This is a genomic window from Salmonella sp. 32100201201700099SM (assembly GCF_017572645.1).
In the GTDB taxonomy this organism is placed as follows: domain Bacteria; phylum Pseudomonadota; class Gammaproteobacteria; order Enterobacterales; family Enterobacteriaceae; genus Salmonella; species Salmonella enterica.
The window spans coordinates 73312-95799 of the sequence record NZ_JAGERQ010000008.1 but is presented as its reverse complement, the minus strand read 5'-3'; the positions used below and the strand labels follow the sequence as shown (position 1 = coordinate 95799).

General features: G+C 52.3%; 22 protein-coding genes, 1 other RNA gene and 1 other annotated feature. Of the genes, 11 read left to right on the top strand and 12 right to left on the bottom strand.

What is annotated here, in order from left to right; genetic code table 11:
- The first annotated feature begins 172 nt into the window (after positions 1-172).
- On the top strand, positions 173-511 hold the full coding sequence (glnK, locus tag J4685_RS14460) for a P-II family nitrogen regulator (RefSeq protein WP_000780341.1): 339 nt from the start codon (positions 173-175) through the stop codon (positions 509-511).
- 31 nt (positions 512-542) lie between these two features.
- Positions 543-1829 (top strand): ammonium transporter AmtB, encoded by a 1287-nt coding sequence (amtB, locus tag J4685_RS14455; protein ID WP_000684906.1) that lies wholly within the window; start codon positions 543-545, stop codon positions 1827-1829.
- Between the two features lie 99 nt (positions 1830-1928).
- On the opposite strand, the gene tesB is transcribed toward amtB, so the two are convergent.
- Complete coding sequence (tesB, locus tag J4685_RS14450) at positions 1929-2789, bottom strand: acyl-CoA thioesterase II (protein WP_000084176.1); 861 nt, start codon at positions 2787-2789, stop codon at positions 1929-1931.
- A gap of 214 nt (positions 2790-3003) precedes the next feature.
- Between tesB and J4685_RS14445 the strand changes: the two genes are divergently transcribed.
- Complete coding sequence (locus tag J4685_RS14445; protein ID WP_000779805.1) at positions 3004-3573, top strand: YbaY family lipoprotein; 570 nt, start codon at positions 3004-3006, stop codon at positions 3571-3573.
- Positions 3574-3605: 32 nt separating this feature from the next.
- On the opposite strand, the gene J4685_RS14440 is transcribed toward J4685_RS14445, so the two are convergent.
- Positions 3606-3995 carry an MGMT family protein gene (locus J4685_RS14440; protein ID WP_000961285.1) on the bottom strand — a complete coding sequence of 130 codons (390 nt, stop codon included), beginning with the start codon at positions 3993-3995 and terminating at the stop codon, positions 3606-3608.
- Between the two features lie 84 nt (positions 3996-4079).
- On the opposite strand from J4685_RS14440, the gene ffs reads away from it, so the two are divergent.
- Positions 4080-4176, top strand: an RNA gene (gene ffs, locus J4685_RS14435) — signal recognition particle sRNA small type.
- Positions 4177-4225: 49 nt separating this feature from the next.
- Here the strand turns inward: ffs and J4685_RS14430 are convergent.
- Positions 4226-5776 carry an EAL domain-containing protein gene (locus tag J4685_RS14430; protein ID WP_000213147.1) on the bottom strand — a complete coding sequence of 517 codons (1551 nt, stop codon included), beginning with the start codon at positions 5774-5776 and terminating at the stop codon, positions 4226-4228.
- A gap of 224 nt (positions 5777-6000) precedes the next feature.
- On the opposite strand from J4685_RS14430, the gene J4685_RS14425 reads away from it, so the two are divergent.
- Both J4685_RS14425 and ykgO read left to right on the top strand, forming a co-directional pair.
- The gene (locus J4685_RS14425) at positions 6001-6261 is read left to right on the top strand and encodes a type B 50S ribosomal protein L31 (RefSeq protein WP_000801418.1); all 261 of its coding nucleotides are present in this window, start codon (positions 6001-6003) and stop codon (positions 6259-6261) included.
- A 5-nt stretch (positions 6262-6266) separates the two neighbouring features.
- Positions 6267-6407 (top strand): type B 50S ribosomal protein L36, encoded by a 141-nt coding sequence (gene ykgO / locus J4685_RS14420; RefSeq protein ID WP_001197749.1) that lies wholly within the window; start codon positions 6267-6269, stop codon positions 6405-6407.
- A gap of 55 nt (positions 6408-6462) precedes the next feature.
- On the opposite strand, the gene J4685_RS14415 is transcribed toward ykgO, so the two are convergent.
- From J4685_RS14415 to acrA, 6 genes are all read right to left on the bottom strand, one after another.
- A complete protein-coding gene (locus J4685_RS14415) occupies positions 6463-6933 on the bottom strand; it encodes a YlaC family protein (protein ID WP_000136181.1) in 471 nt (156 codons plus the stop codon).
- Between the two features lie 115 nt (positions 6934-7048).
- A complete protein-coding gene (gene maa / locus J4685_RS14410; RefSeq protein WP_001278793.1) occupies positions 7049-7600 on the bottom strand; it encodes a maltose O-acetyltransferase in 552 nt (183 codons plus the stop codon).
- Between the two features lie 178 nt (positions 7601-7778).
- Complete coding sequence (locus J4685_RS14405) at positions 7779-7997, bottom strand: HHA domain-containing protein (protein ID WP_001280991.1); 219 nt, start codon at positions 7995-7997, stop codon at positions 7779-7781.
- Positions 7998-8024: 27 nt separating this feature from the next.
- Positions 8025-8399, bottom strand: a complete 375-nt coding sequence (gene tomB / locus J4685_RS14400; RefSeq protein ID WP_000344807.1) for an Hha toxicity modulator TomB — start codon at positions 8397-8399, stop codon at positions 8025-8027.
- Between the two features lie 495 nt (positions 8400-8894).
- Positions 8895-12044: an efflux RND transporter permease AcrB gene (acrB, locus tag J4685_RS14395; RefSeq protein WP_001132448.1), complete on the bottom strand. Its 3150-nt coding sequence runs from the start codon at positions 12042-12044 to the stop codon at positions 8895-8897.
- Between the two features lie 22 nt (positions 12045-12066).
- Entirely contained in the window at positions 12067-13260 is a 1194-nt protein-coding gene (acrA, locus tag J4685_RS14390; RefSeq protein WP_001039203.1) for a multidrug efflux RND transporter periplasmic adaptor subunit AcrA, read from the bottom strand.
- 141 nt (positions 13261-13401) lie between these two features.
- Between acrA and acrR the strand changes: the two genes are divergently transcribed.
- A complete protein-coding gene (gene acrR, locus J4685_RS14385) occupies positions 13402-14055 on the top strand; it encodes a multidrug efflux transporter transcriptional repressor AcrR (protein WP_000101755.1) in 654 nt (217 codons plus the stop codon).
- A 118-nt stretch (positions 14056-14173) separates the two neighbouring features.
- The gene (gene mscK / locus J4685_RS14380; RefSeq protein ID WP_000178228.1) at positions 14174-17536 is read left to right on the top strand and encodes a mechanosensitive channel MscK; all 3363 of its coding nucleotides are present in this window, start codon (positions 14174-14176) and stop codon (positions 17534-17536) included.
- A gap of 41 nt (positions 17537-17577) precedes the next feature.
- Here mscK and J4685_RS14375 read toward each other — a convergent pair whose 3' ends face one another.
- The 3 genes from J4685_RS14375 to priC form a co-directional block, all read right to left on the bottom strand.
- Entirely contained in the window at positions 17578-18501 is a 924-nt protein-coding gene (locus J4685_RS14375; RefSeq protein ID WP_000440524.1) for an Rpn family recombination-promoting nuclease/putative transposase, read from the bottom strand.
- A 69-nt stretch (positions 18502-18570) separates the two neighbouring features.
- Positions 18571-18738: a pleiotropic regulatory protein RsmS gene (rsmS, locus tag J4685_RS14370; RefSeq protein WP_000051161.1), complete on the bottom strand. Its 168-nt coding sequence runs from the start codon at positions 18736-18738 to the stop codon at positions 18571-18573.
- A 13-nt stretch (positions 18739-18751) separates the two neighbouring features.
- Positions 18752-19279: a primosomal replication protein N'' gene (gene priC / locus J4685_RS14365; protein ID WP_011233110.1), complete on the bottom strand. Its 528-nt coding sequence runs from the start codon at positions 19277-19279 to the stop codon at positions 18752-18754.
- A gap of 68 nt (positions 19280-19347) precedes the next feature.
- Between priC and J4685_RS14360 the strand changes: the two genes are divergently transcribed.
- From J4685_RS14360 to dnaX, 3 genes are all read left to right on the top strand, one after another.
- On the top strand, positions 19348-19725 hold the full coding sequence (locus J4685_RS14360; RefSeq protein WP_001189860.1) for a DUF454 family protein: 378 nt from the start codon (positions 19348-19350) through the stop codon (positions 19723-19725).
- A 152-nt stretch (positions 19726-19877) separates the two neighbouring features.
- Positions 19878-20429, top strand: a complete 552-nt coding sequence (gene apt, locus J4685_RS14355; protein WP_000127350.1) for an adenine phosphoribosyltransferase — start codon at positions 19878-19880, stop codon at positions 20427-20429.
- Positions 20430-20542: 113 nt separating this feature from the next.
- The gene (dnaX, locus tag J4685_RS14350; RefSeq protein WP_000121979.1) at positions 20543-22471 is read left to right on the top strand and encodes a DNA polymerase III subunit gamma/tau; all 1929 of its coding nucleotides are present in this window, start codon (positions 20543-20545) and stop codon (positions 22469-22471) included.
- Positions 21804-21868 (top strand) — a sequence feature (DnaX frameshifting element). Its footprint overlaps the gene before it by 65 nt.
- Positions 22472-22488: the final 17 nt, after the last annotated feature.

Sequence of the window (22488 nt, the reverse complement as noted above, 5' to 3'; positions counted from 1 at the left end):
GTCGTGGTGCGTTTTTCTTTCCCTGCTTCGATTTTGGGGCGCGTCAATATAAAGACGCGCCGCTAACCGCGCTTTTCCTCGCTCGCCAGCTTCTGGCACATCCTTTGCAATATCCATCCTGAAGAGTCCATGCGCGGCGGCAGCCGTTACCTAATTCTGACTGGAGGGTTCTATGAAGCTGGTTACCGTGATTATCAAACCGTTCAAGCTGGAGGACGTGCGGGAGGCGCTTTCTTCCATTGGCATTCAGGGACTGACCGTCACCGAAGTGAAAGGGTTTGGCCGTCAGAAAGGACACGCCGAACTGTATCGCGGCGCGGAGTACAGCGTGAATTTCCTGCCGAAGGTCAAAATTGATGTGGCTATCGCCGACGACCAACTGGAAGAGGTGATCGATATCATCAGTAAAGCGGCTTACACCGGAAAAATTGGCGACGGCAAAATTTTCGTCGCGGAGCTCATGCGCGTTATTCGGATTCGTACCGGCGAAGCTGACGAAGCAGCGCTGTAAGACCCGCCACACAGCAACAGGAAATGAAAAAATGAAGATAGCGATGATAAAAACCACACTGGCTTCACTGGCGCTGCTGCCTGGGCTAACGATAGCCGCGCCAGCGGTTGCCGATAAAGCGGATAGTGCTTTTATGATGATTTGCACCGCGCTGGTGCTGTTCATGACGATACCGGGTATCGCGCTGTTTTACGGCGGATTAATTCGCGCCAAGAACGTGCTGTCAATGTTAACGCAAGTGACCGTCACCTTTGCGCTGGTCTGTATTTTATGGGTGGTGTACGGCTATTCGCTGGCTTTTGGCGAAGGGAATCATTTCTTCGGTAATGCCGATGGGGCGATGTTGAAGAATATCGCGTTGACGGCGGTAACGGGGACGATTTATCAGTATATTCATGTCGCGTTTCAGGGATCTTTCGCCTGTATTACCGTCGGGCTGATTGTCGGCGCGCTGGCGGAGCGTATTCGTTTTTCGGCGGTACTGATTTTTGTCGTGGTGTGGTTCATGCTCTCTTATGTTCCGATTGCGCACATGGTGTGGGGCGGCGGCCTGCTGGCTGCTCACGGCGCGCTGGATTTTGCCGGTGGTACGGTGGTGCATATTAACGCCGCTATCGCCGGGTTGGTGGGGGCTTATTTAATTGGCAAACGCGTCGGCTTTGGGAAAGAAGCATTTAAACCCCATAACCTGCCGATGGTCTTTACCGGTACTGCGATTCTGTATATCGGCTGGTTTGGATTTAACGCGGGTTCTGCTGGTAGCGCAAACGAGATAGCAGCGCTGGCCTTTGTGAACACCGTGGTGGCGACCGCCGCCGCGATTCTGGGGTGGATTATCGGCGAGTGGACGCTACGCGGTAAGCCTTCCCTGCTGGGAGCGTGTTCCGGCGCGATTGCCGGTCTGGTCGGCGTGACGCCAGCCTGTGGCTATGTTGGCGTTGGCGGCGCGTTGGTTATCGGCGTTATTGCGGGGCTGGCGGGATTGTGGGGAGTCACCATGCTTAAACGTCTGTTACGGGTAGATGATCCGTGCGACGTATTTGGCGTTCACGGTGTTTGCGGAATAGTCGGCTGTATCCTGACCGGCGTTTTTGCCGCCAGTTCGCTGGGCGGCGTTGGCTTTGTCGACGGCGTTACGATGGGACATCAGGTGATGGTACAGCTGGAAAGTATTGCTATTACGGTCGTCTGGTCCGGCGTTGTCGCGTTTGTTGGTTACAAACTGGCGGATATCCTTGTTGGACTGCGTGTACCGGAAGAGCAGGAGCGCGAGGGGCTGGATGTGAACAGTCACGGCGAGAATGCGTATAACGCATGATTGCGCACCATGCCTGATGGCGCTGCGCTTACCCAGTCTACCGTAGGCCGGATAAGCGCAGCGTCATCAGGCCATTAACGCCGCATAGCGGCATGTTTTTTAATTGTGATTACGCATTACCCCTTCCTGCACGGTTGAAGCGACCAGCGCGCCATCCTGAGTATAAAACTCGCCGCGAACAAAGCCCCGGGCGCTGGAGGCGGAAGTGCTCTCTACGCTATAAAGTAGCCATTCATTAAAATTGAATGGACGATGGAACCACATAGAGTGATCGATAGTGGCGATCTGAATGCCCTTTTCCAGAAAACCGATGCCGTGAGGCTGAAGCGCGACGGGAAGGAAATTCAAATCCGAGGCGTATCCCAGTAAATATTGATGGACGCGAATGTCATCCGGAACGGTGCCGTTGGCGCGAATCCATACCTGACGCACAGGCGCGGCGACGTGACCTTTCAACGGATTGTGAAATTCGACGGGACGAATTTCCAGCGGGCGATCGCAGAGAAACTTTTCTTTCAGAATTGGCGGCAGTAAATGCGCCAGCGATTGCGCGATTTCCGTTTCTGACGGTAGTCCTTCCGGCCCGACTGCCGTCGGCATGGTTTTTTGATGTTCAAAACCCGGTTCCGGCGCCTGGAATGAGGCGGTCATGTAAAAGATGGGTTTCCCGTTCTGAATAGCGGCAACGCGGCGGGCGCTGAAGCTATTCCCATCGCGCAGCACTTCTACGTCATAGATAATGGGTTTTTGGCTGTCGCCCGGCCGCAGAAAATAACTGTGGAATGAATGCACCAGTCGCGCTTCCGGCACCGTTTCTTTGGCGGCATAGAGCGCCTGGCCCACCACCTGACCGCCAAATACCTGGCGCAGCCCTAAGTCTTCACTTTGGCCCCGAAAGAGTCCTTCTTCAATTTTTTCCAGATTCAATAATGTCAGCAAATTATTCAGTGTCTGACTCATACATACTCTCCAGGTGACAACGATGCCGAAGCGAGGTAGGGCAGAGTATAACGCAATTTTGCAAGTGGTCCGATGGGTACAAAAGTCTGAATAACAGACCAATTCCAGGCAAAAATGAGTGACATGTGCCACACTTAATCACGTTATGTTTCTGTTAACCACTCTTCCGGCGGGGGGAAAGGCCTGCTGGTGCATTGATGATAAGGAGAATTGAATGAAACTCGTGCACATCGTAAGTGGTTTAGCGGTTGCGATATCTCTGGCGGCCTGCGCTGATAAAAGCGCTGATATCCAGACGCCTGCGCCAAACCCTAACATGTCGATTACAGCTAACCAGTCTACTATTCAGCAACCCAATGTTTCCGGTACCGTCTGGATCCGCCAGAAGGTCGCTCTGCCGCCAGATGCGGTGCTGACCGTGACGCTTTCAGATGCTTCGCTGGCTGATGCGCCGTCTAAGGTGCTGTCGCAAAAAGCGGTACGTACCGAAGGTAAACAGGCGCCTTTCAGTTTTGTGTTGCCGTTTAACCCATCAGATATTCAACCTAACGCGCGCATTCTCCTGAGCGCGGCCATCACCGTTGATAATAAGCTGGTATTTATTACCGATAGCGTGAAACCGGTGATTAATAATGGCGGCACTAAAGCGGATCTGACGCTGGTACCGGTACAGCAAACGGCGGTGTCTGTGCAGGCCGGCGGTGGTGCGACGACGACGGTTCCATCGACTTCGCCGACCCAGGTCAATCCGTCTTCTGCCGTTCCTGCGCCTACCCAGTATTAATCCTGCGCCAACCCTCTCCGTTACGGAGAGGGTTAATACACCCAGCGATAGCGTTGTAAATCGATTTGTCCGCTTCCCGACACCACTACGCCTTCCGCCAGTAATGCCTGACGTTGCCGCTGTAGATCCGGCCCGGTAAGTGATATTGCGCCGTGGCGGTTCACCACCCGATGCCATGGTAAAGTGCTGCCTTCCGGCAGACGTTTTAAAACTCCGCCGACCTGACGCGCCGCCCGAGGCGAACCGGCAAGCCGGGCGACATCACCGTAGGTCGTGACAAATCCTTCCGGGATCGAGGCGACGATTTGCCAGACGCGTTGAGGAAATGTGTCCTGAATATCCATAATAGAATCCTGCGTTAATGCTTCAGGATAATCTGGAATAAGGGGGGAGGAAAGCCCGGATGCGCAAGAAACCAGCATCCGATGCCTGATGGGTTGCAATTGCACGATATAGCAGTGATAATGCGCCTGCGCGTTGGTTCACAACGCTCTCAATGGGGGCTCTGTTGGTTCTCCCGCAACGCTACTCTGTTTACCAGGTCAGGTCCGGAAGGAAGCAGCCAAGGCAGATGACGCGTGTGCCGGGATGTAGCTGGCAGGGCCCCCACCCAATTCTGCCTTTCCACACTGTTCTTTTCTGCTGTGCGACGTTATAGCCGCTGTTCCGCCCAAAGAATAAATGCCGTAGCGGGTAGGGGCTTACTGTATAACCAGCCCTGACCATAATGTACGCCATGCTGGCGTAGCCACTGTTCTTGCCTGGTCGTTTCGATGCCTTCTGCGACCATCTTAAGTTTGAGCGTTTTCGCCATTTCAATAATATGCGGCGTGACGTTTTTATATTCCAGCGCATCGACAAAAGATTTATCAATTTTAAGGACATCCACATCCAGATTTTGTAAGTAGCTGAGGCTGGAATAGCCGGTGCCAAAGTCATCAATATAAATTGCATGTCCCGCGTTACGGTATCTGGCGACAATGGGCGCGCTGGTTTTCGGATCGGCGAACTCGCGTTCCGTTAATTCAAGCGCGATTTGCGACGGAGAAATTTGGCTACGGTTCAGCAGCGTGCTTAACAGCGTCGGCAACGTTTCCGACGCCAGATCGGATGCCTCAAGATTGATTGAAATATGTTGTTCGGGATGGGACTTTAACCAACTCCCCATGTCTTCAAAAACGGTTTCGATGATTAGCCGGGTTAGCGGCTCCGTGAGCCCGGTTTGTTCAGCCAGCGCGATAAAAATTTCCGGCGAAAGGAAGGTGCCGTCCGCCTGTTGCCAGCGAGCTAAGGCTTCGGCACCGACAATTTTTCCGCTGCTCAGGGAGACAATAGGCTGATAGTGTACGTTAATTTCGCGATTGTCTATCGCATCCTGGAGACGGTGGCGGGGCGACTGTAGTCGACGCAAAATACGCAGAATAAAGGCCGCGGCCAGCAGACCCGTTACGATGCCCGCCAGTAGCCAGATAAACGCCTGTCGATACCAGCTCCTTTCCAGCGGAGCGGTCGGTGCCCAGCTTACGATAGTAATGCCCATTTCCGGAAAGGGGTGGATAGCATACTGAATGCCTCGGTTTTCCAGCCGCAGGGGCGTCTCATGGTGAATGAGCGGAAGAATAGCGGAGTCAAGGTTACCGCTGCTGGCAACCACAGTATTGCGTTCCCGGCCAATAATAGCGACGTCAATCGGCCATGCGCCAAACGGAATCACATCGATAAAGGACGCCGGGTCGATCATCACGATATAGCTGTCGCTCCCGAGTGCCGCCATATAGCGTTTTATACCCAGATCGTTTTGCGCCGTAAACCAGGCGCGATAACCGTCGCGAGTGATTTTCATAGGCGGAGGGAACGCGGGAATATGGCTCTCTTTTTCAAGCGAAGAGCAAACGGGAATCGAATTTTTAAGATACAGAACTTCCTGGACATACCGAAAGCTATAAGACACGCGGCGCATGGCGAGTAAATGGGCGCTGCTGCAGGGCTCGCCTTTAAAGGAGGCAATATGCGTTAACGCGGCTTTTGCCTGGTCACTGACCCTTTCTGTACGTAGCGCCACCCGGGACGAGAAGATATCCAGCTCTTCATTAAACCTCTTTTCAACTTGACGGTGCGCCAGCCACAGACTCAATCCTATCGGGAAAAGGACAGACAGGATAAGCACTCCCGTTACCAGGCTGACCAGATGTCGTGTTGTCACAGTGATGTCCTTATAAACACAGCGTAGAGAAAGTATATCCGATCGTAAATCGCGCCCTCGAATGATAAAGCTATTTTATCGATTTTACAGATTCAGGCGCCAGGCTAACGCGTTACGCCACGTTGCTTTTGCTGCCAGGAAGAGATCGTGAATGTTTACCGGTTGAAAAAGGATCGTTGATAGCGTATTTTGTTGTTATGTTATAACATAATTGAGAGGGCGCAATGAAACCTGATATTCATCCTGTATACCGCACCGTCGTATTTCACGACACCAGCGCAAATGAATATGTGAAAGTGGGATCAACTATCAAAACTGAACGTGAAATCGAACTGGGCGGCGTGACATATCCGTATGTCACTATTGATGTGTCATCAAAATCGCATCCTTTTTATACCGGTAGACAGAAAACGTTTGATAGCGAAAGTAGCGCCGCACGCTTCCAGAAACGTTTTGGTCATTTTATCGGCGCTAAACGGGGGTAAATGAAATGCAGGTGTTAAACTCACTTCGCAATGCAAAACAACGGCATCCGGATTGCCAGATAGTCAAACGCAAAGGACGCTTATACGTGATTTGTAAAACAAATCCGCGTTTTAAGGCGGTTCAGGGGCGTAAAAAAAGACGTTAAAAAACCAACGGTTCAGGGAAAGCAGTGCGTACCAGGGAGGGTGCGCACTTTTTTATTACCGGCTGGCTTCTGCGCGGGCCAGCGTAAAAATATCGTAGAAGGAAAGTTCGCCCTTACGGGCAACCATTTTTTGCAGCTGGACTTTATGTTCATTATCCACCTGTGGAGACTGAAGAATCGTCTCAATGAGCGTGGGGGGAACAAAGCGGGTGTTGTACCATTCGCCGTTGTAACAGACCCGGAGGTCCAGCACATCGATGTCGTTATAGTGATAACGCGGGGCGATGTCGAAAAAGAAGAAGCCATTAAATGCGATAAATAACACCACTAACAGCCACACTGACCCCACCAGCGTTTCTGATTGCAGCATGACCGCCAGCGTCGCAAACCAGGCTGCATACATCGCGATAAATAACCCAGGATGCTTGCGGATAAAACTGATACTAAAACGCGGCCTGTTATCGCGTTTTTCACGGATGTTTAAGTCATCAATAGTTTCGCTAAGCAGGCGCTGTATCTCTGTCATCTTTTGCCTTCATGATTTCTGCGACATAGGGTAATAAGAGCCCATTTTAAAGGGAGGTGTAACGTGAAAAAAGTAACAGATTAACCACGAATTAGCATAACAGTTATCATTTTGACTACAATTTTTTAATGATTCGCGCCGGATTTCCGCCTACCACGACGTCTGGCGGTACGTTTTTTGTCACCACAGCGCCTGAAGCGACGACGACGTTATCGCCGATGGTTACGCCAGGATTAACGACGGCTCGTCCGCCTATCCAGACGTTATTTCCGATAGTGACGGGTTTACCTAATTCTCTGCCGCTGTTGCGTTCGACGGCGTCCAGCGGGTGCGTGGCGGTATAGATATGTACCCCTGGCGCGAGCATACAATTATCGCCAATATGAATTGGGCAAACATCAAGCATGACGCAGTCGAAGTTAGCGTAAAAGGAGTGACCAAGAAAAATATTATAGCCGTAGTCGCAACGGAAGGAAGGTTCAATATAGGCGTCTTCGCATCGACCCAACAGGTCGCGTAAAATCGCCTGACGCTTATTTATTTCATCAGGCGTAGTATAATTGTATTGATGGATGAGTTGACGCGCCCGCAGTCGATCCTGGCATAAAGTTTCATCGGTCGGGCAATACAGTGCCCCAGCGATCATTTTTTGTTTTTCGTCACTCATCGCGCGCTCCCCTTGGTGGATATTATCGCAATAGAAGCAATAATAAAGTATTAGAGGGAACGTTCCCTGCTATTGGTATGTGATCTATATCACTGCTCTATAATAGCCCGTTGTGTTATTAGCCTGAACGAGGAGGCAGATAACACCTGTGTGTTCTCTAAAAAGTAATGTTGCGTGATTAACGAATGAATTTCCATACTGAAGAGGGGATCTTGTCGTAGAGTTTGTTCATCGTCAATTCTGCAAGACGGTGATCCGCAGCTGAGTAAAATACAGCCAGCTCATTGTCGGATAATTCATATTTATTTTTCTCAATGACGCGCTCCAGAGTGTCAATTGTCTGACAGCGCCGTAAACGCATCAAATAATCAGTTTTAGTTAATGGTTTATCAGACATAAATTCTACCTATGATTGTAATAATTTTTAACAAGACAAACTAACAGGATTAGCCCTGGTGGCGTTGACGAAACAACGGAACAGGCGGTTGCCCGATTTACGCCATTTTTGCAAATCCTGCGTATTAATACCATAGCTGCTGAACAACATAAAGGTGTCGTCCAGGTATTCATCTATCTGCGCAATCAATTTATTGTCTTCATTGTACTTAATTTTATAATTAAGCGCGAAAGTTGCAATATGCTCTATCAGCTCATTGAGCTGCAGGTTGACTGCTGAGGTCGGGTCATTAACCCAGCCATGGTTGCTTTCTTCAAGGTTTGCAAGACAGTCATGATACAGGGTTTCGCAAAGAAATTTAAGCTGTGCTATATCATGTCTTTTGGGTGAGTATTCGTCCATAATGCATCCCCTTTTTAGTGGCTTAAACTAACCGAACACCTTCGGGATGGATACAACTAACTAACCTGGTACTTCCCACGTCACCTTATGATTTAACTATAATCTACTCTAAAAAACTTTTCATCGTCATATTACTAAAAATTACAATTGCGTGAAAGCCGTGTGTCGCCATACTTTTTCGAATTTTAACAGTGAACGTCGGTCGCCTAAAAAGGAACCAGTTTTATTGCTCGTATAATCATTGGGTTAACGTTTTTTAGCTTTTCAGGCTAAAACAATAGACTCTGACAGGAGAAAATAGCCAGGAATATTCTTAATATTTCTTAATTAATGGCTGAATTAAGAAATGGCCAACTTTCCTAAGAAAAGCCTTTAACGCAGTAAGGATTATACCTTTTATTAATATGGCAAAAAATAATCAACCTAACAATAAGCGTATTTTATGATTTTTGTGTAAAAAAGGCCGCTTGCGCGGCCTTATCAACAGTGAGCAAATCAGCGATGTTCTGTCGAATGACTATGCTCAATATCTTCGCTTTTACGGCTAAAGCGGCGGCGTACCACCACGAAGAAGACCGGTACGAAGAAAATAGCCAGTACGGTTGCCGTTACCATCCCGCCCAGTACGCCAGTACCTACCGCATTCTGCGCGCCGGAACCCGCGCCGGAACTGATAACCAGCGGCATAACCCCCAGCATGAACGCTAACGAGGTCATCAGAATCGGGCGCAAACGCATCCGGACGGCCTCCAGCGTCGCTTCTACCAGACCTTTCCCTTCTTTATCCATTAAGTCTTTGGCGAATTCGACGATAAGTATCGCGTTCTTCGCCGACAACCCAATGGTTGTGAGCAGGCCCACCTGGAAGTAAACGTCGTTAGTCAGTCCGCGGAAGGTCGCAGCCAGCAGCGCGCCGATAACCCCAAGCGGAACAACCAGCATTACGGAGAACGGGATAGACCAGCTCTCATACAATGCCGCCAGACACAGGAAGACGACGATCAGCGAGATAGCATACAGGGCAGGGGCCTGGTTGCCGGACAACCGTTCCTGGTAGGACATCCCGGTCCAGTCATACCCAATGCCTGACGGCAGCTTGCTGGCCAGTTCCTCCATCATCGCCATCGCTTCACCAGTACTCTTGCCTGGCGCCGCCTGACCCAGAATTTCCATCGAAGGCAGACCGTTATAGCGTTCCAGACGTGGCGAACCATATTCCCAGCGGGAAGAGGAGAATGCGGAGAACGGCACCATCTGACCATCGCTACCACGAACGTACCAGTCGTTAATATCATCCGGCAACATGCGGTATTTCGCTTCGGACATCACGTAAACTTTCTTCACACGACCGCGATCGATAAAGTCGTTTACATAGCTGCCGCCCCATGCTGCGCCCAGCGTGGTATTAATGTCGCTAATAGACACGCCCAGCGCCTGAGCTTTTTCCTGGTCGATATCGATTTTAAACTGCGGCGTATCTTCCAGACCGTTAGGTCGAACGCCGACCAGCAGATCAGGATATTTCGCCACTTCGCCGAACAACTGATTACGTGCCTGGGTGAGTTTTTCATGACCAAGTCCCGCCTGGTCAATCAACTCGAAGTCAAACCCGGTTGCGGTGCCCAGTTCAACAATCGCCGGCAGGTTAAAGGCGAAGACCATCGCATCTTTAATTTGTGAAAACGCTGCGGTTGCCCGCTGGGTAATCGCTTCAACCTTGTTTTTTTCGCCTGGACGATCGGCCCAGTCTTTCAACGACACGAATGCAATACCGGTATTCTGACCGCGCCCTGCAAAACCGAAGCCGTTGACGGCGAATACCGATTCAACGTTGGCTTTCTCTTTGTTCAGATAGTAATCCGTGACCTCATCCAGCACTTTTTGCGTGCGCTCTTGCGTCGCGCCGGCGGGGAGCTGGACCATTGTCAGGAATACGCCCTGGTCTTCATCCGGCAAGAAAGAGCTTGGCAGACGAACGAACAGATAAGCCATACCGACGACGATAATGAGATAGAGCAGCAGATAACGCCCGGTGCTGCGCAGAATATTGCCTACGCTATCGGTGTAGTGATGCGTGCTCTTATCAAACAGGCGGTTAAACCAGCCGAAAAAGCCTTTTTTCCCTTCGCCATGATCGCCTTTGGCGACGGGTTTGAGCATCGTCGCGCACAGCGCAGGCGTCAGGATCAGCGCTACCAGCACCGACAGCGCCATCGCCGATACGATGGTGATAGAGAACTGACGATAAATTGCCCCGGTTGAGCCGCCAAAGAAGGCCATCGGAATAAATACCGCCGACAGTACCATCGCGATACCCACCAATGCGCCCTGAATCTGGCCCATGGATTTGCGCGTCGCTTCCTTCGGCGGAAGGCCTTCTTCCGTCATAACACGTTCGACGTTCTCGACCACCACGATGGCGTCATCCACCAGCAAGCCGATGGCGAGCACCATCCCGAACATCGTCAGCGTGTTTATCGAGAAACCGAATGCCGCAAGCACGGCAAAGGTTCCCAACAACACCACCGGAACCGCAATAGTCGGAATCAACGTCGCGCGGAAGTTCTGCAGGAACAGGTACATCACCAGGAACACGAGGATAATCGCTTCGACCAGCGTTTTTACCACTTCATGAATAGAGATCTTCACGAACGGCGTGGTGTCATACGGGTAGACGATTTTCATCCCTGGCGGGAAGAACGGTTCCATTTTTTTCAGTTCGGCGCGAATAGCGGTAGCGGTATCCAGCGCGTTGGCGCCGGTAGCCAGTTTGATGCCAAGACCTGACGCTGGCTGACCGTTAAATTTCGCGATGACGTCGTAGTTCTCGCCGCCAAGCTCAATTTTCGCTACATCCCGCAGACGAACCTGAGAGCCATCCTGATTCACCTTCAGCAGGATTTTGCCAAACTCATCCGTTGAGGTCAGACGCGTTTGGGCAATAATCGATGCGTTAAGCTGCTGGCCTTTTACCGGCGGCGTACCACCGAGCTGACCTGCCGCGACCTGGGCGTTCTGCGCTTTGATCGCGTTAATCACGTCGACCGGCGTCAGTTGGTATTTGGTCAGCTCTGTCGGATTCATCCAGATACGCATCGCATACTGCGAACCAAACAGCTGGACGTCGCCCACCCCAGAGGTACGGCTGATCGGATCTTTCATATTGGCGGCAACGTAATCCGAAATATCCTCCTGGGTCATGGTGCCGTCGGTGTTAATGACGCCCACTACCATCAGGAAGCTACTTGAGGACTTCTCAACGCTCACGCCCTGTTGCTGTACTTCCTGGGGAAGTAACGGCATTGCCAGTTGCAACTTGTTCTGAACCTGAACCTGCGCGATGTCCGCATCGGTGCCGGATTCAAAGGTCAGCGTGATCTGCACGGTCCCCGTGGAGTCACTGTTGGAGGACATATACATCAGGTTATCGATACCGTTCATATTCTGTTCGATAACCTGCGTGACGGTATCCTGTACCGTTTTCGCATCAGCGCCAGGGTAGGTTGCGGAGATCGTCACTGCTGGTGGCGCAATCGTCGGATATTGCGCTACCGGCAATTTGAAGATCGCGAGCCCCCCTGCCAACATGATGATGATGGCGATCACCCACGCAAATATAGGGCGATCGATAAAGAAATTAGGCATGTCTTAACGGCTCCTGTTTAAGTTAAGACCTGGGCTGAGCAGGTTGATCACCGCTTGCGGCTTGCTGTTTGTTATCCGCGGTAATTTCCTGCACTTTAACCTGTGCGCCAGGACGTACTTTTTGCAGCCCGCTGACGACTACGCGGTCGCCCGCTTTCAACCCGTCAGTCACCAGCCACTTATTGCCGATCGCCTGGCTTGCGACGATTTGGCGGGTTTCCACTTTGTTATCAGCGCCAACCACCAGCACCGTGGCATCGCCGCGTGGAGTACGGGTAACGCCCTGTTGTGGAACCAGTAATGCCGTCGGTTTTGTCCCTTCCTGCAGACGTGCGCGAACGAACATTCCTGGCAATAAGGTGTGATCCGGGTTAGGGAAGATGGCGCGCAAAGTAATAGACCCGGTGGTTTGGTCAACGGTCACGTCGGAGAACTCAAGCGTACCGGACTGCGGGAATTTGATACCGTCGCTGGTCACCAGATCGACCTTCGCTTTGCCGTTTTCCTGTTTCAGCGAACCATTTGCCAGCTCCTGCTTCAGGCGCAGGAAGTCATTGCTGGACTGGGTCACATCGACATAAATAGGGTCCAGCTGCTGCACTGTCGCCAGCGCCGACGCCTGACCGTTCTGTACCAGCGCGCCTTCCGTTACGGATGACTTACCAATACGACCGCTAATCGGCGAGGTGACTTTGGTATACGCCAGGTTGATACGTGCGGTTTCAACGGCGGCTTTTGCTGCGACAACAGCGGCAGTCGCTTGTTGCGCGTCAGCCAGCGCCTGATCGTATTCCTGCTTACTGATGTACTGCGTACCCAGCAGCTTTTGATAACGCTTCACCGTCAGTTCAGCGATATTCGCGGCGGCCTGCGCTTTTGCCAGATCGCCCTTAGCGCTGTCGTAAGTCGCCTGGTAGGTCGCAGGATCAATCTGATAGAGAGAGACTCCCGCTTCGATATCACTTCCCTCAACGAAATTACGCTTCAGGATAATGCCGCTTACCTGCGGGCGAACTTCGGCGATACGGTAAGCAACGGTACGACCCGGAAGTTCAGTTGTGATTTGCAGTGGTTCCGTTTTTAGTGTGACAACTCCAACTTCTGGCATCTGCTGGCCGCCTTGCTGGTCCTGTTTGTCGTCACATCCTGTTAGCGCTAAGCTGCCTGAGAGCATCAGAACGACCGCCAGAGGCGTTAACCCTCTGTTTTTGTTCATATGTAAACCTCGAGTGTCCGATTTCAAATTGGTCAATGGTCAAAGGTCCTTAAACCCATTGCTGCGTTTATATTATCGTCGTGCTATGGTACATACATCCATAAATGTATGTAAATCTAACGCCTGTAAATTCACCGACATATGGCACGAAAAACCAAACAACAAGCGCTGGAGACACGACAACACATCCTGGATGTGGCCCTGCGTTTGTTCTCGCAGCAAGGCGTATCAGCAACCTCGCTGGCGGAGATTGCGAACGCTGCTGGCGTGACGCGCGGCGCAATCTATTGGCATTTCAAAAATAAGTCGGATTTATTCAGTGAGATCTGGGAGCTATCAGAATCCAATATTGGTGAGCTTGAGATTGAGTATCAGGCAAAATTCCCCGACGATCCACTATCTGTATTAAGAGAAATTTTAGTTCATATTCTTGAAGCTACTGTAACAGAAGAACGACGCCGCTTATTGATGGAGATTATATTCCATAAATGTGAGTTTGTCGGAGAAATGGTTGTGGTTCAACAGGCGCAACGTAGCCTTTGTCTGGAAAGTTACGATCGGATTGAACAAACGTTAAAACATTGTATTAATGCTAAAATGCTGCCTGAAAATCTGCTGACCCGTCGTGCGGCGATACTGATGCGCAGCTTTATTTCAGGGCTCATGGAAAACTGGTTATTTGCTCCGCAATCGTTTGATTTAAAAAAAGAAGCTCGCGCCTACGTCACGATCCTGCTGGAGATGTATCAATTGTGTCCGACGCTGCGCGCGTCGACGGTCAACGGCTCCCCCTGATAATATTCCAGGAAAACTCCTGGACATTTTCTGTGTCGCTATTCTGTTTGTTACAGGCGTGATATTCTTGCGACTCAATTATTTCCGGTCTGCTTGCCGGTTCAGACACTTCATTCTCATGACTATGTTGCAGCTTTATAAACGTTCACAGCATTTTGTTTTTATTACAATTAGCTTCCTTATTATCCTGCTGTCCTGTCAGTCTCTGGCGTTTGCCCGGGGACAAACGAATGGCGACCTGCCGTCAAAAGCGGATGTGCAAAACCAGCTGGATACGCTGAATAAGCAAAAAGATCTCTCCGCCCAGGATAAGCTCGTCCAGCAGGACCTTATTGATACGTTAGCTACGCTGGAGAAAATCGAGCGGGTAAAAGAGGAAACCGTACAGCTACGGCAGAAGGTGGCGCAGGCGCCTGAAAAAATGCGTCAGGCGACGGCTGCGTTGAATGCGCTGAGCGATGTCGATAATGATGATGAAATGCGAAAAACGCTGAGTGCGCTTTCGCTACGTCAGCTTGAGCTGCGTGTGGCACAGGTACTGGATGATTTGCAAAATTCGCAAAACGATCTTGCCGCTTATAACAGCCAGCTTGTTTCGCTACAGACCCAGCCTGAGCGCGTGCAAAACGCCATGTATACCGCCTCACAGCAAATACAGCAAATCCGTAACCGTCTGGACGGCAATAACGTCGGCGAAGCCGCGCTTCGCCCCAGCCAACAGGTGTTATTACAGGCACAACAGGCGCTGCTTAATGCGCAGATCGACCAGCAACGTAAGAGTCTTGAAGGGAATACCGTTTTGCAGGACACCCTGCAAAAACAGCGGGATTACGTGACGGCCAACAGTAATCGCCTTGAACATCAGCTTCAACTTTTACAGGAGGCGGTCAACAGTAAACGACTTACGCTAACGGAAAAAACGGCCCAGGAGGCCATTTCGCCGGACGAAACGGCGCGTATCCAGGCAAACCCGCTGGTAAAACAGGAACTGGATATTAACCATCAACTCAGCCAGCGTCTGATTGTCGCGACCGAAAACGGCAATATGTTGATGCAGCAAAACATTAAAGTAAAAAACTGGCTCGATCGCGCGCTGCAGTCGGAAAGAAATATCAAAGAACAGATTGCCGTCTTAAAAGGCAGCCTGTTGCTGTCGCGTATTCTTTATCAACAGCAGCAAACCCTGCCCTCCGCCGACGAACTCGAAGATATGACCAACCGCATTGCGGATTTGCGTCTGGAGCAGTTTGAAATCAACCAGCAGCGTGATGCCTTATTCCAAAGCGATGCCTTTGTCGACAAGCTGGAGGAGGGGCATACCAGCGAGGTGAATGATGAAGTTCATGATGCGTTGCTTCAGGTGGTGGAGATGCGCCGTGAGCTATTGGATCAGCTAAATAAACAGTTGGGTAACCAGCTGATGATGGCGATTAACCTGCAAGTTAACCAGCAGCAGCTGATGAGCGTCTCGAAAAATCTGAAAGCCATTCTGACGCAGCAGATTTTTTGGGTGAACAGTAACCGCCCTATGGACTGGGACTGGCTTAAAGCGTTCCCCCAAACGTTAAAAGAGCAATTCAGCGCCATGAAAATCACGGTGAACTGGCAAAAAGCCTGGCCCGCGGTATTTATTGCTTTTTTGGCCGGGTTGCCGCTCTTGCTCATCGCCGGTTTAATCCGCTGGCGTCTGAAATGGTTAAAAGCGTATCAACAGAAGCTGGCCGCCGCCGTGGGATCGCTGCGTAACGATAGTCAGCTCAATACGCCAAAAGCTATTCTGATCGATCTTATCCGCGCGCTGCCGGTGTGCCTGATTATCCTCGCGATTGGATTGATCTTGCTGACCATGCAGCTAAATATCAGCGATCTGCTCTGGGCCTTTAGTAAAAAGCTCGCGATGTTCTGGCTGGTCTTTGGGCTGTGCTGGAAGGTGCTGGAAAAAGAGGGCGTGGCGATACGCCATTTTGGTATGCCGGCGCAGTTGACCAGCCACTGGCGTCGCCAGATTGTACGCATTAGCCTCGCATTGCTGCCGCTGCACTTTTGGTCTGTGGTGGCGGAGTTGTCGCCGCTGAATCTGATGGATGACGTGCTGGGGCAGGCGGTTATTTTCCTCAATCTGCTGGTCATAACATTGCTGGTGTGGCCACTGTGCCGGGAAAGCTGGCGCGATAAAGAATCTCACGGCATTCGACTGGTGACCGTGACGATTCTTTCCATTATTCCGGTGGCGTTAATGGTATTAACGGCGACCGGCTATTTCTATACCACCCTGCGCCTGGCGGGGCGCTGGATTGAAACCGTCTATCTGGTCATTATCTGGAACCTGCTTTATCAAACGGTGCTGCGCGGGTTAAGTGTAGCGGCGCGCCGGATTGCCTGGCGACGCGCGCTGGCTCGTCGTCAGAACCTGGTAAAAGAGGGGGCGGAAGGCGCGGAGCCACAGGAAGAACCCACCATCGCGTTGGAGCAGATTAACCAGCAAACATTACGTATCACGATGCTGCTAATGCTTGCCCTGTTCGGCGTTATGTTCTGGGCGATTTGGTCCGATTTGATCACCGTATTCAGCTATCTTGATAGCATCACGCTGTGGCACTACAACGGCTCCGAAGCTGGCGCTGCGGTGGTGAAAAGCGTGACGATGGGCAGCTTGCTATTTGCCATTATTGCCGCGATGGTGGCCTGGGCGCTCATCCGCAACTTACCCGGCCTGCTGGAAGTGCTGGTGCTTTCACGCCTGAATATGCGCCAGGGGGCTTCGTATGCGATCACCACGATCCTTAACTACGTCATTATCGCTGTTGGCGCGATGACAGTATTCGGATCGCTCGGCGTCTCGTGGGATAAACTCCAGTGGCTGGCGGCGGCGTTGTCGGTGGGTCTCGGTTTTGGGCTACAGGAGATCTTCGGTAACTTTGTCTCGGGTTTAATCATCCTCTTCGAACGTCCGGTACGCATTGGCGATACGGTAACGATCGGCACCTACTCCGGCACGGTCAGTAAGATTCGTATTCGCGCCACCACTATTACCGATTTTGATCGTAAAGAAGTGATCATTCCGAACAAAGCGTTCGTGACGGAGCGGCTGATTAACTGGTCCCTCTCCGATACCACGACACGTCTGGTGATCCGGCTTGGCGTGGCCTATGGCTCGGATCTGGAGAAAGTGAAAAGAGTCCTGCTACAGGCGGCGATGGAGCATCCGAAGGTGATGCACGATCCGGAACCTGCCGTATTCTTCACCACCTTTGGCGCCAGCACTCTGGATCATGAACTGCGTCTGTACGTGCGTGAATTGCGCGATCGTAGCCATACGGTGGATGAACTGAACCGCGCGATCGATCGACTGTGCCGTGAAAATGATATCAATATCGCCTTTAACCAGCTTGAGGTGCATCTGCATAACGCGAAGGGCGACGAAGTCACTGAAGTGAAGCGCGATCTCAACGGCGTCGATCTGGCGCCTACGGCAAGCTAAAAGGCGGTGGGCTGCGCGCTTTATGAGTGCGCGCGGCGCCGCTAATGCGAAAGCGTAGAAAGCTCTTCCGGCGTAATGCCGGTGACGCTGGCGATGAGCCCAGGTTCCAGCCCGTTGGCAAACATTTTGCGGGCAATAGCGCGCGCTTCGGCCTCACGGCCTTGTGCTAACCCTTGCTCAAGGCCCTTTTGCAACCCTTCCGTTCGGCCTTTTTCTTCCAGCCATTCCGCTATTGTCATCAGTTGTTCCTTATACTGCGGCGCGCCCTGCGCCAGTTGACGAATTAGCGCCCCGGGTTCTGCGGCGTTTCCTGCTTTCAACATATAGTTGATCAGCACACTGAGCTGCGTGTCCGTCAAATGATCCTGCGTTAAAAGCGTGATAAGGGGGTCGAGCAGTTCGCTTAAATCGCGTTGACGAATATGTTTTTGCAGGAGCTCTAACATCGCTATCCGCCGATGCTGCAAAAGCTGATTATCCGGCATTCTCGTCAGGTCGACCAGCGCAAATTCATGACTGTATAAGGCCTTCGCCATATCCGGTTTCACAAACATATTATGCCAGTTAAGGCTATAGGGCCACGGGCTTTCCGGACCGTGATAAAAAAGGATTGGCACCACCAGCGGCAAGGTATCATGACCGGCATCCAGATGACGCTGCATGGCGGCAATGGCGTAACGCATCAGGCGAAAAGCCATCAGCCGGTCTGATTTGCTCTGATGTTCAATGAGCGCGTAAACATACCCGGGGCCGTGTTGGGTATGCAGAGAGTAGAGAATATCTGAATAGCGGCTGCGTAAATTGTCTTCAACAAAACTCCCCGACTCCAGCTTCAGTGAATCCAGATCGCAGATTGCAAGAAAGTCTTCTGGCATGTGGAGAGCCAGAAAGTCGCGGGCGACCTCTTTTTGCATCAGCATTTGTCGAAATACCGCATCGTGCGGCGTGGTGGGTAGACGTTCCATGACCCATCCCTTGTTGCCTGACTGTAGCGACCACTCTGTCAGCGACAACGAGGACAAACCAGAGGGCAATTACTCTGTTTGCGAGTCGTCTTCCGTACTTTTTAACTTGTTTTCATAATCTCGCATAACTATTTCCAGCGCGCGTAGCACCGTTCGTGCCGGTAAGCGATTCTCTTCAAGCAGCACAATTAAATCCACGGCCAGTTTGACTTCATCAGGGGCATTTTCAAGCGACATACTTTCTCCAGGATTAACGGGTTAAACGCGCCAGTACGTTTTCTATTTTCTCCAGCGCATGTCGGCAGCGCGCCAGCCGTCCTTCATAGATCTCGACTTCCTTTTGCAGCGTTTGTTGTTCGACAAGGCCGGTCGCCTGCGCCAGACGAATTTTGCGCTCCTGTGTCATCGCCAGTAGTCGACGTTCAAACTCCTGATGCTGTATTCGTCTGCGCTGCCAACGGCCAAGCCCTGGCGCGGCGGCGTCCCACTGGCGCAGCGACCAGGTGGCGGTTTCACGCGATATCGCCTCCAGTTGCGAAGCCAGATGTTCCGCCAGCCAGGCGACTTGCGGCAGTTGCTCATGTTTTACCGCCTGACGCAACGCGGCGAGATTGGCGTCAGCCTCTTCCAGATATCCCTGCAACAGAGTACTGCGGGTACGGAAAAGATGTCGGTCAAAGCGCGCGCTTAACGTCGCATGTTGCGCCAGCGGCGCGCAGCGTTGGCGTAGCGTCGCCAGCCTCTCTTCCAGCGTCTGTAACAGCATAGCGGTTTTCAATTCAACACCCCGATGAAAATAAGACAGGCTGTGCTACAGTAGCCTTCTGTTTGATAACGATTCGCATTATGCAACGTACTATTTTAATCATCATTGGCTGGCTGGCGGTAGTATTAGGGACATTGGGCGTGGTTTTGCCCCTGTTGCCGACTACGCCGTTCATTTTACTGGCGGCCTGGTGTTTCGCCCGCTCGTCGCCGCGTTTCCATGCCTGGTTGTTATACCGCTCATGGTTTGGCGGTTATCTGCGCCACTGGCAGCGCTATCGGGCCATGCCGCCGGGAGCGAAACCGCGAGCGATCGCATTGATATTGCTGACCTTTGGTATCTCGCTGTGGCTGGTGAATATGATGTGGGTGCGGGTGCTGCTGTTGGTTATTTTGGCCTGTCTGCTGATTTTTATGTGGCGGATACCGGTGATTGATGAAAAGCAACAAAAGCGCTGAAGCACACGAATCGCTGTTGCAATTGTCGTTCACAGCCAGTAAATTCGACCGTTTTCGAGCACAGGCGCAGGCGGTCAAAGAGTAACCGAGCGTTACCCCTGACTGAAAAGTATTGCGCCGTGAGTAACACCGTACTTAGCAGGCATATATCCATGACCGCGACTGCACAGCAGCTTGAGTTTCTCAAAAACAGCATCAAAAGCATTCAGGATTACCCGAAACCGGGCATTCTTTTCCGTGATGTCACCAGCTTACTGGAAGACCCGAAAGCCTACGCGCTCAGTATTGAACTGTTGGTTGAGCGTTATAAAAATGCGGGTATCACCAAAGTGGTCGGCACCGAAGCGCGTGGCTTCCTGTTTGGCGCGCCGGTTGCGCTTGGGCTGGGCGTTGGTTTTGTTCCGGTACGTAAACCGCGCAAATTACCGCGTGAAACTATTGCCGAGACCTATGAATTAGAGTACGGCACCGATCAGCTGGAAATCCATGTCGACGCGATTAAACCTGGCGACAACGTGCTGGTCGTGGACGATCTGCTGGCGACTGGCGGCACCATTGAGGCGACCGTGAAGCTGATCCGTCGTCTGGGCGGGAAAGTCACCGATGCGGCGTTCATCATCAATTTGTTCGATCTGGGCGGCGAGCAGCGTCTGGAAAAGCAGGGGATTACCTGTTATAGCCTGGTGCCGTTTCCAGGGCATTGATTCAGGCTATCCGCACTGCTATTTTAGCCAGAGAGACAACCTCGCTGTATCGGCGAGGTTGTGTTAGCATTACCCTTCTATGAATCCACCTTCCAGCGTTTCAGAGCCTGCCAATGAGTTATCAGGTCTTAGCCAGAAAATGGCGCCCACAAACCTTTGCTGACGTCGTCGGCCAGGAACATGTGCTGACCGCACTGGCGAACGGCTTGTCGTTAGGGCGCATTCATCACGCATATCTTTTTTCCGGCACGCGCGGCGTCGGTAAAACCTCTATCGCCCGACTGCTGGCGAAGGGGCTGAACTGCGAAACCGGTATTACCGCGACGCCGTGCGGCGTTTGCGATAACTGTCGGGAAATTGAGCAGGGGCGTTTTGTCGATCTCATTGAGATTGACGCCGCATCGCGTACCAAAGTCGAAGACACCCGCGACCTGCTGGATAACGTCCAGTACGCGCCTGCGCGCGGTCGCTTTAAAGTCTATCTGATCGATGAAGTCCACATGCTGTCGCGCCACAGCTTTAATGCGCTACTTAAAACGCTTGAAGAACCGCCAGCGCATGTGAAATTTTTACTGGCGACCACCGATCCGCAGAAGCTGCCGGTGACCATTTTGTCGCGCTGCCTACAGTTTCATCTCAAAGCGCTGGATGTTGAACAGATTCGCCATCAGCTTGAGCATATTCTCAATGAGGAACATATCGCTCACGAACCCCGCGCGTTGCAGTTGTTATCACGCGCGGCTGACGGCAGCCTGCGCGATGCATTAAGTCTGACTGACCAGGCGATCGCCAGCGGCGACGGGCAGGTTTCGACGCAGGCGGTAAGCGCCATGCTCGGTACGCTGGACGACGACCAGGCTTTGTCATTAGTCGAGGCGGTGGTTGACGCTAACGGCGAACGCGTCATGTCGCTTATCAACGAGGCGGCGGCGCGCGGTATTGAATGGGAAGGGCTGCTGGTCGAAATGCTTAGCCTGCTGCACCGTATTGCGATGGTGCAACTTTCGCCTGCCGCGTTAGGCAGCGATATGGCGGCTATCGAGCAACGGATGCGCGAACTTGCCCGGACGGTGCCTCCCGGCGATCTTCAGCTCTACTATCAGACGTTGTTGATTGGCCGCAAAGAATTGCCCTGGGCGCCGGACCGGCGGATGGGCGTTGAAATGACGTTATTGCGTGCGCTGGCGTTTCACCCGCGTATGCCCTTGCCGGAGCCTGAAACGCCGCGGCAGTCTTTTGCGCCCGTGGCCCCAACGGCGGTAATGACGCCGCCGCAGGTGCAGCAGCCGTCGGCGCCCGCGCCGCAGACATCGCCAGCGCCGCTGCCGGCGTCTACCAGTCAGGTGCTGGCGGCGCGCAATCAGCTACAGCGCGCGCAGGGAGTAACCAAAACAAAAAAGAGTGAACCGGCAGCCGCATCCCGCGCGCGGCCGGTGAATAACTCTGCGCTGGAGCGGCTGGCCTCGGTTTCGGAGCGCGTACAGGCGCGCCCGGCGCCGTCTGCGCTGGAAACGGCGCCAGTAAAGAAAGAGGCTTATCGCTGGAAGGCCACCACGCCGGTAGTGCAAACCAAAGAAGTGGTGGCTACGCCAAAAGCGCTTAAGAAAGCTCTGGAGCATGAAAAAACGCCGGAGCTGGCGGCTAAACTGGCGGCGGAAGCGATTGAGCGCGATCCGTGGGCGGCGCAGGTAAGTCAGCTTTCTTTGCCTAAGCTGGTGGAGCAGGTGGCGCTTAATGCCTGGAAGGAGCAGAACGGCAACGCGGTTTGTCTGCATCTGCGCTCGACGCAGCGGCACCTCAATTCCAGCGGCGCGCAGCAAAAGCTGGCGCAAGCGCTAAGCGATCTGACGGGAACGACGGTTGAACTGACCATCGTTGAAGATGATAATCCCGCGGTGCGTACGCCGCTGGAATGGCGTCAGGCCATTTATGAAGAGAAACTCGCGCAAGCGCGTGAGTCAATTATCGCGGATAATAACATTCAGACGCTGCGTCGGTTCTTTGACGCCGAGCTGGATGAAGAGAGTATCCGCCCCATTTGATCGTAAGCCCGGCTTGC